Origin of the sequence: Halobacillus hunanensis, assembly GCF_900166655.1 — a bacterium.
Taxonomy (GTDB): domain Bacteria; phylum Bacillota; class Bacilli; order Bacillales; family Halobacillaceae; genus Halobacillus_A; species Halobacillus_A hunanensis.
The window spans coordinates 532999-547668 of sequence record NZ_FVZB01000006.1; the positions used below are offsets into that span (position 1 = coordinate 532999).

Here is a 14670-nt window from a genome sequence, read left to right on the forward strand (position 1 = left end):
AAAAATATTATTCATGAGCAAACTATCCATAACCGTTAAGATTCGTCGTGAACGATACATTAAAAGTAGGTGTAATCATGAACCCTGGTCTCATTTCAATCATCATTCCCTCTTATAACGAATCAGGGAATATTGAACTCATTTACAAAGCCATAGATAAAGAATTCGAGGACATCGCTTACGATTATGAAATCTGTTTTATTAATGATGGCAGCACGGATGATACCTTGCAGCGAATTAAAAAACTGGTATTAACGAATCCAAAGGTCAAGTATATTTCATTCACAAGAAATTTCGGGAAAGAAGTCGCACTGCTGGCAGGTTTTCATCATGTAAAAGGAGATGCCGTGATTCTCATGGACGCAGATCTACAGCATCCATGCTCCTTAATTAAACCTTTTATCGACGGTTATGAGGAAGGTTACCATCAAGTAATCGCCCAACGTAATCGCAAGGGAGACGGTCTGCTGCGTTCCTGTCTTTCCTCCCTTTACTACTGCCTTGTGAATAAGATTGTTGAGGTGGACGTAAAAGATGGAGTCGGGGATTTCAGGCTATTGAGCCGCCAAGCCGTTGACGCACTTCTGTTGTTAAACGAAGGAAATCGCTTTTCAAAAGGATTGTTTTCCTGGATCGGGTTAAGCCAGAAAATTATTGATTACGACAACGTCACTCGTCAGAAAGGACAGACAAAGTGGTCGTTCTCAAAATTGCTGAACTATGGCATGGACGGTGTCCTTTCATTTAACAACCGTCCGCTCCGAATATGTTTTTACATTGGGGCATTCCTATTACTCTTATCACTGCTTTGTATCGTGACAACAGCAATCATTTTAATCAGGGACGGCGTTGATGTTCAGGGATTCTTACCTATGATTTCAGTATTTCTGTTCTTTGGTGGCGTGCAGCTGTTCAGTCTCGGAGTTATTGGGGAGTACATTGGGAGGATTTATTATGAGACGAAGAAACGGCCTCATTATTTAATCGAGGAGACTAATTTATCAAATGGAGAACATGATGAAGGGAATCAGCCAGGAATTTATCAGATTTATCGTAGTGGGGATCATTAATACCGCTAATTATTACCTATGTTATTTAGGTTTACACGAACTATTGGACATTGGTTATATGACGGCACATATTGCAAGCTTTTCGTTCAGTTTCGTGATCTCTTTCTTCTTAAATTCATACTTTACGTTCAAAGTGAAACCGACTCTGGCTAAGTTCCTGCAATTCCCGCTAACCCAGTTGTTCAATGTCGCGGTTTCCTCTGTGCTCGTCTATTTATTCGTGGAATACTTTCTGATTGATAGTACGATCGCTCCCATTCTGTCTGTTTTAATCACGGTACCCCTAACCTTCATCATAACGGGCAAAATTTTAAAAAAGTAACGGAGATTTGATCATGATAACCAAACGAAATCTGACCATCCTGTTCATCTCAAGCCTGGTTCTCGCCATCCTTGCCCATCTATTCTTTTTAAAAGAATGGACACAGGAGCAATATATGGTAGGGCCAAATGACGGTTTGCAGCAAATGGTGACCTTTAAAAAGCTCCTCTATGAACAATATACAAGCGGGAATTTCTTCTACTCCTATCAATTCGGTTTAGGAGGCGGTACATATAGCCAACTGGCCTTTTACTTCGCAACAGCTTTTGTCTTCATCATAACAACAGGAATTGTTTTCATATTGGAATCACTAAACATAGTCGGAACACCCGATACACTCTTTTGGGCACAGGCCGCTGTCTTTATTAGTATTTGCCGTTTGACATTGATGATTGCAGTGACAACCCTCGTATTCCGCTATATGAACATCCAATGGCTGCCGGGATTTGTCGGAGCTAGCGTATATGGCTTATCCGTTATCTACTTCCGTCATGTCACCTACTGGGAATTCTTTGCGGATGCCATGCTCTGGGTTCCGCTGCTAGTATTCGGTGTAGAAAAAGTGATCCGGGAAGCCCGATGCGGTTGGTTGATTGCCGCTGTCGCGATCACCCTTTTTAACAATTTTTACTTCGCTTATGTGAATCTGATTTTCGTTGCGATTTATGTTGTGTTTCGCATGATGATTCATTTAGAAACCGATGAAACGCCTAGAGGAAAGCAATGCAAGCTGTATATCATTAGCGGACTGTTGGGCTTCGGGATCAGTTCAGTCGCCTTTATTCCGGCAGTGTACGGTTACCTTCACAATTACCGGCCTGCTTATCCGCTCCCTATTGAAGCGATTGACTTCCCGTACAATATCGTCTATTCAAGTCCATATATCATGGTCTCTGCAATTTTCTTGCTGGTTCTGTTCACCTTTTCCTTATACAAAATTCCGATTTTCCGTCTGTTTTCTTTGATAAGTGCCATGTTTATTGTGCTCCACTTCAGTCCATATGTGGCCAGTGCCTTTAATGGGTTCTCGGCACCTCAGTACCGCTGGGAATATTTATTGTCCTTTACGATGGGAGGAGCGGTGGCCGCAGGATTACAATATTTATGTGAAGTCGGGAAAAAGACGATCTTTAGAGCAGCTGCCTTAGTAGTACTCACTTATCTGATCGCCTGTCTGGGCGACCCATCGATAGAATTTCTTTCAGCCAGGGGCATCGGAATGGTTTCCATCATGCTGATTACCCTCTCCCTGGCCACTATACTTATTTGGAATCGACGAAAACATTGGCAGCTGCTTTTGTGTGCCTTTGTACTTTTAACAAATATTGGACTGGCCAACGTGACCCAATATGCCATTTCAGAACATAGCGTTAAGAAAGTATCCAAGAACTTCTTAACCAGCAAGGATTACAACGGCAAAGAACAGCGGGAATTGTTACAAAAAATGAAAGAACGAGGTTCCAGTCCTTTTTACAGAATCGATTGGACAATTGGTTACTTAAATAATACGCCGATTGTGCAGGATTTTAACGGAATCAGTGCCTATTCAAGCATTCTTAATCAGAACCTGCTCTATCTGTATTTGTACGATTTAAACATCGACATGGGCCGAGAAAGCGTCAGCCGTTTTTCCACTCTTGGGAACCGAGCAAACTTATACAGCTTACTTCAAGGTAAATATATGATGAGAGAAAAGGACAACGCCGATGACATTCCATATGGGTTTAAGAAAATATTGGAGTCAGAACACTACGTCGCTTTTGAGAACACAAATCTCCTGCCGTTTGTCCGTACGACCGATGAAATTTTTTCCGAAAAGGATATGGAAAACGCAGTCATCCTAGAAAGAGAGCATGCCATGTTAGAAGGCGTCATAGTGGCCGATCCTGCGCAACAAACAAATGGTAACACTCACGAAGTGCCCAATATCATCGATCAGGTGACAGTGGAACCCGTTGGCGCCTCGTTTGAAAATAACAAGCTCACAGTCACCGAGAAAGAAGGCGGTCTCGACCTTATTGTCCAGCAGCCTAAAGCAGATACAAAGGACTACTACGTCAGTTTTCATCTTGAAAGCCTAGCCAAAAGCGAGGGCTTTGCCGTGAAAGTCAACGATTACAGGACGACTCGCAAACACAACCAATCGATCTATAAAACGTACGTGGATGACCTTACGATTCGAGTAGCTGCATCTGAGAAAATTTCCATCCGCGTTCCTGAAGGAGAGTACATTTTAACAGACCTTGCCCTATACAAAGAAAATTACCAAACATTAGAAACAGCGAAGGAACAAGCCTCAACATCCGCGGAATTCAAGTGGATAAATAACAAGCTTACGATCACCTATAATAATCAAAATCAGGATCGTTACATGATGCTGCCCATCCCTTATGAACGAGGGTGGACAGTCGAAATCAACAATGAAAAGCAGCCTCTAAAAAAAGTGAACTATTCCTTTATCGGCTTTCCGATTAAAGAGGGCATCAATCACATTGAGCTCGTGTACTATCCGCCTTTCTTTAAAATTTGTTTAGTTATATCCATTGTAAGTATCATGCTGGCCGTTCCCTTTGTAAGTCGTAAAAGGTATAAAAAGACCAATTGAGATTGGGTCAAAAGTGTTTTTATCAAATGAAAATCCGAACTAAGTTAAAACTATAATTGGTGCATATAAACCGCTACGAAAATATACTTCGCTTTCCGCGGGCGGCTGTTGAGCCTCCTTGTGCTGCGCACTTCGGGGTCTCACCTAGGCCTTTCCTCCCGCAGGAGTCTCCATATATTTTCTTCGCTGAAACAGCACATCATTCGTCTTTCCACTTAAAAGTTTAGTTATGTCCCAGTCTCTCCTTCTAATAGTATCGATTGAGTGACCGTATTATGGGGAGGCATAGGGGTAATGGTCGGAGCCCAGCTTTGTGTAACGTTAGCAAAGCGGATACCAAGTAAAGTAGTGATTCAATGCTCTCCGCCTAACTTATTGTGATTGGTGTTCGTATGTTTTTTCAATAACTCATCAAAAGCAGCAACAGAATCGGATGAAAACTTTTATGTATGAAACACTATTCGCCTCCCCCTTTCTCACTATAGTCTTAACGAACTCTCAATTAGACATAAGGATTCTGATGTCACCCAAGGTCTCTTTGTTGAATTTCGTCAGCTATTAGATCCAAAAGGTAATCCAGGAATTCTAAGACCTCAGATCCATGACGCCCCCGATGCTTTAGGGTGCAGTCATGCATCACAATCAACTCAGAATTGTCGAATTTTCGAACTACATCTCTAGTATTCAAGTTATCACCCCCTTCATATGGGGGAGACACCCAAATTTTAGCAATATTCTACAGTAAAGTTCTACAATTCTGCTAACTAAAAACAGCCACTTCCTCATTAAAAGAAAGTGGCTGTTTGTTTATTTGCCTGCAATACCAGCTGAATAGGTTTCACCTTTTGTTCGTTCATTAAATTCTTCCTTCGCCTTTTCAAGGATATGGTCCCTATCCACTAATAGGTCATAGGCTGTCAGGGACATGGTTTTTGCTGCTAGGTGCATACCTTTATAGCCAATGGAGGAGCCAAATGAAGCGGTAGCCTGCCAGGAATGAAGCTGGACCCCAACAGGTGCGCATGTCGTACTGACCATTCCTGTCGGAGCAATCCAACTTACATCACCTACATCCGTTGAGCCTTGAATAGACTTGCCGGCTAATTGTTTGTCATAGTAAAGATCAACAGGTAATAAGCGATCTACTTCGTTGCCAAATGTACCTCTATCGTTTTGGGTATTAATGGTTTCTACTAATTTTTCAGCAAATGTTTGTTCTTCTTTTGTAAAATCGGCAGCATTACTTTCTTCCATGTTCCTGTACATGATCTCATTCAATTGATCATTGGGAAGTGTATCGTACGGAAACGCTGTAATTTCATGATCGACTTCTGTTTCGGTCATCAGGGCTGCTCCTTCTGCAACCTTTTTAACTCTCTCGAGAATATCTTCTACTTGTTTTTTTGATTCAGCCCTAATATAGTACCAGACGCTAGCTGCTTCCGGTACTATATTAGGGGCTAGACCTCCATTTTCGATCACATAGTGAATCCGTGTTCCATCTTTGACGTGTTCACGTAAATAATTTGTTCCAACGTTCATGAGCTCCACCCCATCAAGGGCGCTCCTACCTGCATGCGGTGCAGCAGCAGCGTGGGCTGTAATTCCCTTAAAGTGAAATTTAATGGACACCATCGCTTGCATCCTCATATTCATGACCGTATTCGAATTTCCAGGATGCCACGTTAAAGCACAATCTAAATCATCAAAAACTCCTGCTTTGGCCATATAAGTTTTTCCTGAAAGAACTTCCTCCGCTGGGCACCCATAGTAGCGAATAGTACCACTCAAGTCTTCCTGTGTCATTTTTTCCTTTAAGGCAGTCACTGCTTCGACACCGGCCGTACCCAGTAAATTATGGCCGCATCCGTGCCCAGGGCCGCCCGGGACAACTTCTTCTTGTGTAACAGCCGCTTGTTGTGAAAGACCAGGCAAGGCATCAAACTCACCTAATACACCGATAATTGGTTTGCCGTTTCCGTATTCAGCGACAAAAGCTGTATCGATATCGCCAACTGGATTTTGGATGCGAAAGCCCGCCTGTTCTAATGTCTTCATTTGCAGCTGGGAAGCATATTCTTCTTCGAAGGCAAGTTGAGGATTGTTCCAGATGTTTTGCGCCATCTCTGTGAACGTTTCTTCGTTTTGTTCCATCCATTGTAATATATCTGCTTTACTCAAGATGATCTACCCCCATCACAATTTTATTCTTTAGCAACGTTTCTTTTTTCTAACCACACGCAAATCATAATCGTTATCATTATACATAGTAACATTTTTAAATAGACAACTAGTGAAGTCATGTTTACGATCAGTCCAACGCCTAAGGCAATCACGCCGTAAATCGGCTTCTTCATAGCAAACTGAGCTAATACTCCGCCAAAGATTGCCGGCAGCACCAGTGGGAAAATTCGCTGTATGTTTTCTGGAATGGTAGATATGAGAACAGATCCTCCTAATATAATCGGGATTAGGAAGAGTTTATTCACTAATGAGGCTGCTCCTATTCCGAGAGTAGCCGTGATTTCTCCTTTTCTCGTCCCTGGCTCAGCACCGATGGCATGTTGAGCGGCTGCGGCAGAAGGCAGGCACATGTTCCCAATATTCCCTGTAAGAAAACTGATATACGTTCCAGATACACCTAATACAGGGAAATACATCATAGGCTCTAAAAACCATACAGCAGCAACAATACTACCGTACGCAATAAAACCGGCAAGAATAGCGCTCCAGCCTGGATGATAACCAAGAACAAATGATAGAATCACCGGTAGTGAAAGCGTTAGAATAATAGCAGACCAAAGTGTTAACCGCCCCCAGAAGTGGGCTTTTCCGTGAAACTGTTCCATTGCCATCTCTTGAGTACTTGCGGAAAGTTCTTCCCCTTCCACTTTTTCTGGATTTACGCTCATCATTCAACCTCCTTACAATGCAAAGTAACCGACAAATAAACCGGCAATAATTGAAAATCCAAGTGACCACTCTCGCAGCCAGTTTAGTTGATGTTTATTGGCAAGTGATGTAAACAGCACCATGGTTAAACTTGATGTAAGCACAACTAAAACATAGGCAAAGCCTTTGATCATTTCAGCACTTGCTAAATTACCGAAGGCAGCAACCATTGCTGCTGTCGTGACGATGGTCATCGTTTTTTTACTCTTTTCACTTTTATTGGTTACTTTTTTCTCGACCCTGCTCATCGACTTGGTAGCTAAAGCAGTAAAAACTAACCAGCCTACTCCTCCAAGACATAAGGTCCAGGCCACAGTCGTGAACGCTTGATAGTTAAAACCGGAACTGCCTAACTCCGTACCATAGGCTTCTGCGCCAAGAGTCGCTCCTACAGACTCAATCGGTGCTGAACCGATAATTCCTATTCTCATTAAGGTCAGCGGGTCCCCAAGAAGAGGAATTAATGAAATGGCAACAATGATAATCGCAAACGAAGGACCTATTCCCGCGATCGCTCCCGTTTTCAGAGCACTATGTACCTCCTTCCGACTCATGCCTATTTCTTTACCTGCTCCAGCCGCCAGCATGATAAACTTAATGGCTTGAAAAATAACAACCGTCAGGACAAGTATGGCAATAACCCAAACCACACCACTATTTGCCAGCCTCATGACATCTTCCACAATCATCTCCCCTTCACATGAAAAATAAGTAGGTACGCTTCATATCCCAGCTAACGGTACATCTTCACCTCAAATCTTTGTAAGCACTTACATTTTGACTTATATATTTTCAAACTATTCTGTTTACTGTACAATTAGCGTAAGAGGAAAACAATGCATGTTCATCTATAATTTACAGATAAATAATGGAGGTTTTTACATAAAAGGAGGGAAACATCTCATGAATCCACTTGAGTATGGGGTCCAATTTTTAAAAGCAAAGTTAGATCATAGTAACTTTTGTATCTGGGGTTATGACTATTACAAATATAAAACTCATTTGATTTTTGATTGTGACCATCAACAAAGCGAGCCGACCAAGTTTACCGATTTCCGCTCAAGCGAGTGTGGGTATGAAATCATTAAACAACAAAGCTATGTAATTTTGTTGTTTACTTATGAACGAGGAAATCAAATAGCTGTCTGCATATTTCAGGAATCCCTTCTTTTAACGGAGGAAGAAGTAAAACACGCATTCCATCTTATGCGTGTATTCGACCTGGAGCAAACGATTCAATTAAAAACACAAGAAATGACAACAATGGTAGATAGTATTCGTTCTATTACCTCCTCCCTTCACCTTGACAGAGTTTTAGAAAATATTATACGAAATGCGTTAAAGGTTATTCCCGCAGCGGATGCAGGGTACCTCATGCTTTATGATCCAGATAAAGAAAGACTTGTTTCAAAAGCTCCTGTTGGTTTCAATGACTTAATTTATCATTTTAGTGTACAAGTAGGAGAGGCCATTACAGGGAAAGTTTTTCAAGATGGAAAAGGTAGGATCTTCAATTCACGACAAGAACTATATGCGGAAATGCATACAAACCATATTTCCGATCAAAACCTTAGCTATATCAATCGATCTTCAAACTACACAGAAGGAGCCATTTGTGTTCCAATCTCCATCGAAGAAGAGAGAATTGGTGTGATGATCATTCACCAGTGGAAGATCAAGCGAAAGTTGACGGAACATGATTTGAATTTATTACAAGGATTCGCTGGGCAAGCGGCAATTGCGATTCAAAATGCTCAGTTTCATACGGAAACCAATAACAGCCTGCAAGAAATTACTGCGTTGAGTAAGAAACTAACGAAAAAAAATGCCCAGCTTGAAAAAAGGCAGGAAGTCCATGAGATACTAATGAACATTTCGATCAGAAACCGAGGAATAAAAGTACTTGTGCACGAACTGAAGAAAATGATGAACCGAACAGTAGTCTTTTTTAACGGGCTGGAAAATACATTTTATTGTCCTGACCCTGGTGAACATCCACAATTTAGTATGTTCGAACTTAAAACTATATTTTCAAACAAGCGTCAGGCTTCCCATGTGAAGGTTTTTAGTGAATTAGAAGAAATGTTTTATTTATATCCCATTTATAACGGGGGTGTTTTTCTTGGATGCTTAATTATTCAAACCAACGGCTCCCTATCTAAATCTGACCAAATTACGCTCGAACAAGGCAGTTCTATTTTAGCGTTAGAGTTAGTCAAAAGACAGTCGATCTCAACCATTTATAATAGAAAGATGTATGAGAGATTTCAGGAGCTGTTAACCAATGAGGACCCTTCGCATTTTAAAAAGCTAGGAAAAGAGTTTAATCTCAATCCTTCTTCTTATTGGATGATTAGCATTTTAGAAATTCCCAAGCATGCGATCGATCTACAATATTTAGACATCATAATTTACCAACTCATCTCCAAAGTAAACGCAGAATTCCCTTCCTTAGAAAAACTTATTTATGGATTTTATAATAAAATCTTTCTATTGATCTCCTTGCCGGAACCAGCTGACTTGAAACACATTACGTACAAACTGAAAGTAATCAAGCAGGATTGGGAAAGAAGCGACAATCCGATGTTTCGTGCTGGAATAAGCAATGCTTACATGGGACTTGAGAACATAAAGAAATGTTATGAAGAGGCTAACAAGACATTAGATTACTTAGATCAACGTGCCAGTACTGGTATTATTCAGTATGAAGACATTGGGTTAAATCGGTTATTTTTAAATCAATCTACAGAAGAAATCGAACAATTCATTAATGAAACTCTCTCTCCCTTAACAACGGCCACGGAAAAAAATAGAGAATTAGAGGAAACACTGCTTACCTACATCGAGTTGAATCGTTCTGCCAGCAAAACAGCTGATCACTTACATATTCACATCAATACACTTTACCAACGAATTAAAAAAATTGAAGACCTATTAGGTATTGACTTACGCGATAATGACGACCTGCTAGAAATACAATTAGCTTGCCATCTTAAAAAATCGCAATTGGCTTAATAGGCTTTCTATACAAAGACTAAAAAGCAAAGCCATGGATAGGATTATCCTATCTAGCTTTGCTTTTTCAATAGACCTCATCCCAACTTTCTACCTACAAATACACGTCGACTCCCGGTCCAAACGGGATCCCCAAGAACACGAAAGCCAATAATAATAGTATCCAAACGATAAGGAACGTTAAACTATAAGGAAGCATTAAGGCAATCAATGTTCCTAATCCCGCTTTCTTATCGTATTCCTTCATAAAGGCCAGCACAATAATAATATACGGATTCATCGGTGTAATGATATTCGTAGAAGAGTCCGCAATTCGATACGCGGCCTGAATAAATGCCGGGTGATAGCCAAGGAAGGAAAACATTTTGAGAAAAATCGGTGCTTCCAGTGCCCAGAGAGCAGACCCGCTGAAAATAAATATACTTAGTAAAGCAGTTAATAATACAAATCCCACAACTACGCCGAGGCCTGTTACTCCTATAGATTCTAAAAATTGAGCTCCGCTTACAGCCAGCCATGAACCAATATTCGTCCATTCAAAATAAGCGATGAACTGTGCAGCTGCAAAGATGAGGACGATGAAACCAGACATATCTTTCATCGCTTCTCCCATGAATTTTGCAATCGAGCGAGTGGATTCAATCTTCCCAACGGTCACGCCATAAGCGACGGCGACTGTAATAAAGAAGAGCATAAGAATCGGTACAATTCCATCAAGAAATGGTGATGGAATAAGACCGCCCTCTTCGTTTCTAAGTGGTGAATCCGGGATAAAGAGCAGCAAAATGAACAAGCCAATGTATAAAATGCTGGCTATCGCTGCATTACGTAATCCTTTTCTTTCCGTTGGTGTGGTATCTTCAAATTCTTTCTGTACATTTCCTTCATATACACCGAGGCGAGGTTCAACCACCTTTTCCGTAATCAAGGCACCTGCAACAGATAAAACAACGACTGACACTAACATAAAGTAGTAGTTATCGACGGGAGTTACCGTAGCAGCCGTTTCAAGAGTTGCCATGACTTCTGAGGAAATGCCTGAAAGCACTGCATCTGTGTTGGTGACGATCACATTCGCCGTAAAACCAGAGCCTACCCCTGCGAAGCCAGCCGCCAAACCAGCCAATGGATGACGTCCTACGTTGTAGAACACCATTGCAGCAAGCGGGGGGACAATGACAAATGCTGCATCTGCTGCGAGGTTCCCTAAGATTCCTGTAAAAATCACTGCATAAGTGATCAGAGATTTCGGTGCTTTCAAGATCGTGTTTTTGATAAACGTTTCAATTAAGCCGACCTCATCAGCCAGTCCAATTCCGAGCATCATCGCCAGTACAATGCCGAGTGGTTTGAACCCGACAAAGTTATCCAGCATGGACGTCAGCATATATTGAAAACCTTCACGGGAAAGTAAATTCTTGATCGCTACTTCTTCTTCCTTGCCTGGCAGTGTAAACGTCACATTAAATAAAGAAATAATCCAGGATACGATAATGACACCAACTGCCAAGTAAACAAATAAGATAAAGGGATCTGGTAATTTATTGCCGACACGTTCAATTCCATTTAGGAGCTTGGAAAACTTAGCATTCTCCTTTTGCTTGCTCATGTAGTTCACCTCTTTGCTGTTGTATTGATAGAGTGCAAATAGAAAGTACGCCGGGATGTTGTTACAGCTTGCCTATTTGAACTGCTCATTATTATACACGACGTCCAATCCCAAGCAAAGTAGTAAGAATTACCGAATTTATTCGTAGTGGCTCCTCATTTTCGTAACCCAGTCTCCCCATAGTCTCAGCACTTTGTGTAACCTTAACAAACACAGGATTCAATAACAGCTAAGACTTTTATGATTTTTTCTAGTTATAATAGAAATGTAAAACTCCTATCCGGCACAACAATCCCTGTAGGAGACGAATTTTTACTTATGACCTTTTCTTCAGGCGAAAAGAACTGCACTGCACGTCCCCTGGAAGTTTAATAATACCTTTACAACCTTTTTATGGAAATAACATTGTTTTCAACAGGTGATGGTGGTAACCTTTATGGTAAAAACATACAAATTCACTTCAGGACTGGAGGAAAAAGTCGATGGTTAAATTTTTCAAAGCTTTTTCAAGTGGCATAGGTTTTGCTTTATTGTACTTGTTTGTGGTATTTGTAACTCCTATCGTCTTGCTATTACTTGGTTATACAAATATAACTTCCAACCCCTCTCTATTTGGTGCCTCCTTATATAGTATTGAAATAGAAGAACAACGTTTTGTATCAGAAGCCACTATATTTGGGTTTGCTTTAGCGTTAATCTGTGGGTTAATCATATACTTCTTATCACAGTTGCTTGTTTCTTCCCTTAGAAAAACAGCGGCGTAAGTTGAAGATCCAAGTATAAAATCAGCATTGGTCGTACGGAAAAAAACAATAGGTCTACTGGCTATTCGCCAGTAGATTTTTCTGGTATTTAAGAAGCTAGTGCTTATAGTATAATGAGGTATAGCTTCTCTACACTAAAATAGTAATGGTTTCATAGTTCTACGTCCGTGCAGTCCACTTATATACAAAATCAGAAAAAGGCTGTAAAGGTCACTCTGGAGGTACATATATGCAAATCTCTGAAGAACATCTATCTAATAACTGGAAAAGATTCACCCTCACAAACGATCGAGGAATGTCTGTAAGTGCCCTCAACTTTGGGGGGATAATTACAGAAGTCCTTGTCCCAGATAAAAATGGTGTAATCGAAAATGTTGTACTTGGTTATGAAAGAGCAGAGGACTATAAAGACGACCCTAACTTTTTCGGTGCTATTATCGGCAGAATTGCGGGGCGTATTGACGGCTCAAACTTTTCACTAAAAGGAAAAGAGTATCCTCTTGAAGCCAATGATGGGGCCAATCATATACATGGAGGGTCCAATGGCTTTCACACAAAAGTCTGGAAAGCTCATTCCTTTCAAACAGACAGTACTGTGGGCGTAGCTTTTAAATACGATAGTCCTGATTTGGAAGAAGGGTATCCAGGGAATCTTTACGTGACAGTCACGTATCAACTCAATAACCGTAATCAGCTGACGATTGATTATCAAGCTCACAGTGACTTGGATACACCTGTTGCCTTAACGAATCATACCTACTTTAATTTAAGCGGAAATCTAAAGAGAACGATTCATAACCATCTGGTTTCGATGAATAGCAGCACATACGCAGAACTAAATGAGGACTTAATTCCAACAGGGAATCGCAACACTGTTACGGGTACTCCTTTTGACTTTAGAAAAATGAGACCCTTACAAGAAGGAATCTGTTCAGAGTATAAGCAAAATCTTCTCGCCAAATCGGGCTATGATCATTACTTTCTCTTTGACCAAAAACAAGAAGATGCTGTCGTCGTACAAGATCTTGAAAGTGGTCGTATTATGCGGATCCACACAGACCAGCCCGGGATGGTCATGTATACGTCTAATAACTTAACGAACGATCATCAATTAACTGGCAGACAATCTGCAAAGTATTTAGGGGTGTGTTTTGAAACACAGGGGACTCCTGCCTCTCTACATCACAGCGGATTTCCATCCATTGTACTGAAAGCGAATGACCCCTATTCACAGCAGACATCCTTTTCGTTTGAAACCATGTAAAAGACAGGAGCATTGGCCCCTGTCTTCTCATACTTTTTAGTAGATTCCCCTAATGTGATCGTGCACTTCCCGTTGATAAAATTGCCGTAATTGTTGTAATTCGGCTTCCGTAAACGGGGGCACATATAAAGCCTGCAGGTTATCCTCCACTTGTTTCACATTACGGAAACCAGGAATGACACTCGATATGCCCACCTGCTGAAGAACCCATTTCAGGGCTGCCCGTGTCATGTTACCGCGCCCTTCACTAATCCAGCTTATTTCTTCGCTCAGTTCAATCCCTTTTACAAAATCTAATCCAGCAAAAGTTTCTCCAACGTTGAAAGCATCTCCATCACGGTTAAAGTGGCGATGATCATCTTTTTCGAATGTATCTTCCCTAGTGAACTTCCCTGTCAACAATCCGCTCGCCAGAGGGACGCGAGCCAAGATGCCTACCCCCTTTTCCTTGGCCGCTGGGAAGAGCGCGTTCAAAGGCTTTTGCCGAAACAAGTTAAAAATAACCTGAAGTGAACTGGCATTGGTGTGTTCCAGTACATACATACCTTCTTCAACGGATTCCACACTGACACCGTAATAACGAATTTTACCTTCTTGCTTTAATTGATCCAGTACATCAAAAACTGAACCCTCTTTCAAAATCTCAAGTGGGGGACAATGAATCTGATAGAGATCCACGTGTTCCCGTTTCAATCGTTTAAGACTGTCCTCTAAGTAAGCGGAAACTTGTTGTTTCGAGTAAGTTTTCGGATCATGGATATCTCCCTGCCGGCAAAATTTCGTTGCAATATGAATCGTATCTTCCTTCCCTTTAGTTGCTTTTGCCAGCAGTTCTTCACTATGGCCCATACCGTACACATCGGCTGTATCAAAAAAGTTCACGCCCGCTTCCATAGCTGTCTGAAGCGCTTCTGAAGCTGCTCGATCATCCGTTTTCCCCCAGCTTCCGCCGATAGCCCACGTTCCGAAACTTAACTCACTAATCCTTAAATCCGTTGTACCCAGCTGATTATATTTCATTTATCCTGCCGCCTTTCTTCTTATATAAAAGCCTGCTTCCATAATTCAG

General features: G+C 41.2%; 12 protein-coding genes. 6 read left to right on the forward strand and 6 right to left on the reverse strand.

The genetic code is table 11. The features are described 5' to 3' along the window. Positions 1 to 77: 77 nt before the first annotated feature. From B5354_RS08265 to B5354_RS08275, 3 genes are read left to right on the forward strand one after another with little or no spacing between them, the layout of a single operon-like run. The gene (locus B5354_RS08265) at positions 78 to 1070 is read left to right on the forward strand and encodes a glycosyltransferase family 2 protein (RefSeq protein WP_079527719.1); all 993 of its coding nucleotides are present in this window, start codon (positions 78 to 80) and stop codon (positions 1068 to 1070) included. After that, the gene (locus tag B5354_RS08270) at positions 1006 to 1392 is read left to right on the forward strand and encodes a GtrA family protein (protein WP_079527721.1); all 387 of its coding nucleotides are present in this window, start codon (positions 1006 to 1008) and stop codon (positions 1390 to 1392) included. Before B5354_RS08265 ends, B5354_RS08270 begins: the two co-directional genes overlap by 65 nt. A gap of 13 nt (positions 1393 to 1405) precedes the next feature. Beyond that, positions 1406 to 3997, forward strand: a complete 2592-nt coding sequence (locus B5354_RS08275; protein WP_079527723.1) for a YfhO family protein — start codon at positions 1406 to 1408, stop codon at positions 3995 to 3997. Positions 3998 to 4520: 523 nt separating this feature from the next. On the opposite strand, the gene B5354_RS20455 is transcribed toward B5354_RS08275, so the two are convergent. The 4 genes from B5354_RS20455 to B5354_RS08290 form a co-directional block, all read right to left on the reverse strand. After that, the gene (locus B5354_RS20455) at positions 4521 to 4685 is read right to left on the reverse strand and encodes a hypothetical protein (RefSeq protein WP_176142436.1); all 165 of its coding nucleotides are present in this window, start codon (positions 4683 to 4685) and stop codon (positions 4521 to 4523) included. Between the two features lie 119 nt (positions 4686 to 4804). Beyond that, a complete protein-coding gene (locus tag B5354_RS08280; RefSeq protein ID WP_079527725.1) occupies positions 4805 to 6178 on the reverse strand; it encodes an amidohydrolase in 1374 nt (457 codons plus the stop codon). 23 nt (positions 6179 to 6201) lie between these two features. After that, on the reverse strand, positions 6202 to 6909 hold the full coding sequence (locus B5354_RS08285) for a small-conductance mechanosensitive channel (protein ID WP_079527727.1): 708 nt from the start codon (positions 6907 to 6909) through the stop codon (positions 6202 to 6204). 12 nt (positions 6910 to 6921) lie between these two features. Next, a complete protein-coding gene (locus B5354_RS08290; RefSeq protein ID WP_176142437.1) occupies positions 6922 to 7632 on the reverse strand; it encodes a DUF5058 family protein in 711 nt (236 codons plus the stop codon). A 220-nt stretch (positions 7633 to 7852) separates the two neighbouring features. On the opposite strand from B5354_RS08290, the gene B5354_RS08295 reads away from it, so the two are divergent. After that, positions 7853 to 9964 (forward strand): helix-turn-helix domain-containing protein, encoded by a 2112-nt coding sequence (locus B5354_RS08295; RefSeq protein ID WP_176142438.1) that lies wholly within the window; start codon positions 7853 to 7855, stop codon positions 9962 to 9964. A gap of 94 nt (positions 9965 to 10058) precedes the next feature. Here B5354_RS08295 and B5354_RS08300 read toward each other — a convergent pair whose 3' ends face one another. Continuing rightward, positions 10059 to 11573, reverse strand: coding sequence for an AbgT family transporter (locus B5354_RS08300; RefSeq protein WP_079527730.1), 1515 nt, complete (start codon positions 11571 to 11573; stop codon positions 10059 to 10061). 482 nt (positions 11574 to 12055) lie between these two features. Here B5354_RS08300 and B5354_RS08305 point away from each other — a divergent pair, with 482 nt between their 5' ends. Both B5354_RS08305 and B5354_RS08310 read left to right on the forward strand, forming a co-directional pair. Next, complete coding sequence (locus tag B5354_RS08305; RefSeq protein WP_079527732.1) at positions 12056 to 12337, forward strand: hypothetical protein; 282 nt, start codon at positions 12056 to 12058, stop codon at positions 12335 to 12337. A 229-nt stretch (positions 12338 to 12566) separates the two neighbouring features. Next, complete coding sequence (locus B5354_RS08310; protein ID WP_079527734.1) at positions 12567 to 13601, forward strand: aldose epimerase family protein; 1035 nt, start codon at positions 12567 to 12569, stop codon at positions 13599 to 13601. A gap of 36 nt (positions 13602 to 13637) precedes the next feature. On the opposite strand, the gene B5354_RS08315 is transcribed toward B5354_RS08310, so the two are convergent. Beyond that, a complete protein-coding gene (locus tag B5354_RS08315) occupies positions 13638 to 14621 on the reverse strand; it encodes an aldo/keto reductase (RefSeq protein WP_079527736.1) in 984 nt (327 codons plus the stop codon). Between the last annotated feature and the right edge of the window lie 49 nt (positions 14622 to 14670).

Excerpts from the sequence above, each read along its gene's own strand:
- B5354_RS08300 (WP_079527730.1), bottom strand. The coding sequence starts at position 11,573 with ATGAGCAAGCAAAAGGAGAATGCTAAGTTTTCCAAGCTCCTAAATGGA.
- B5354_RS08275 (WP_079527723.1), top strand. The coding sequence starts at position 1,406 with ATGATAACCAAACGAAATCTGACCATCCTGTTCATCTCAAGCCTGGTT.
- B5354_RS08315 (WP_079527736.1), bottom strand. The coding sequence starts at position 14,621 with ATGAAATATAATCAGCTGGGTACAACGGATTTAAGGATTAGTGAGTTA.
- B5354_RS08285 (WP_079527727.1), bottom strand. The coding sequence starts at position 6,909 with ATGAGCGTAAATCCAGAAAAAGTGGAAGGGGAAGAACTTTCCGCAAGT.
- B5354_RS08295 (WP_176142438.1), top strand. The coding sequence starts at position 7,853 with ATGAATCCACTTGAGTATGGGGTCCAATTTTTAAAAGCAAAGTTAGAT.
- B5354_RS08305 (WP_079527732.1), top strand. The coding sequence starts at position 12,056 with ATGGTTAAATTTTTCAAAGCTTTTTCAAGTGGCATAGGTTTTGCTTTA.
- B5354_RS08270 (WP_079527721.1), top strand. The coding sequence starts at position 1,006 with ATGGAGAACATGATGAAGGGAATCAGCCAGGAATTTATCAGATTTATC.
- B5354_RS08310 (WP_079527734.1), top strand. The coding sequence starts at position 12,567 with ATGCAAATCTCTGAAGAACATCTATCTAATAACTGGAAAAGATTCACC.
- B5354_RS08265 (WP_079527719.1), top strand. The coding sequence starts at position 78 with ATGAACCCTGGTCTCATTTCAATCATCATTCCCTCTTATAACGAATCA.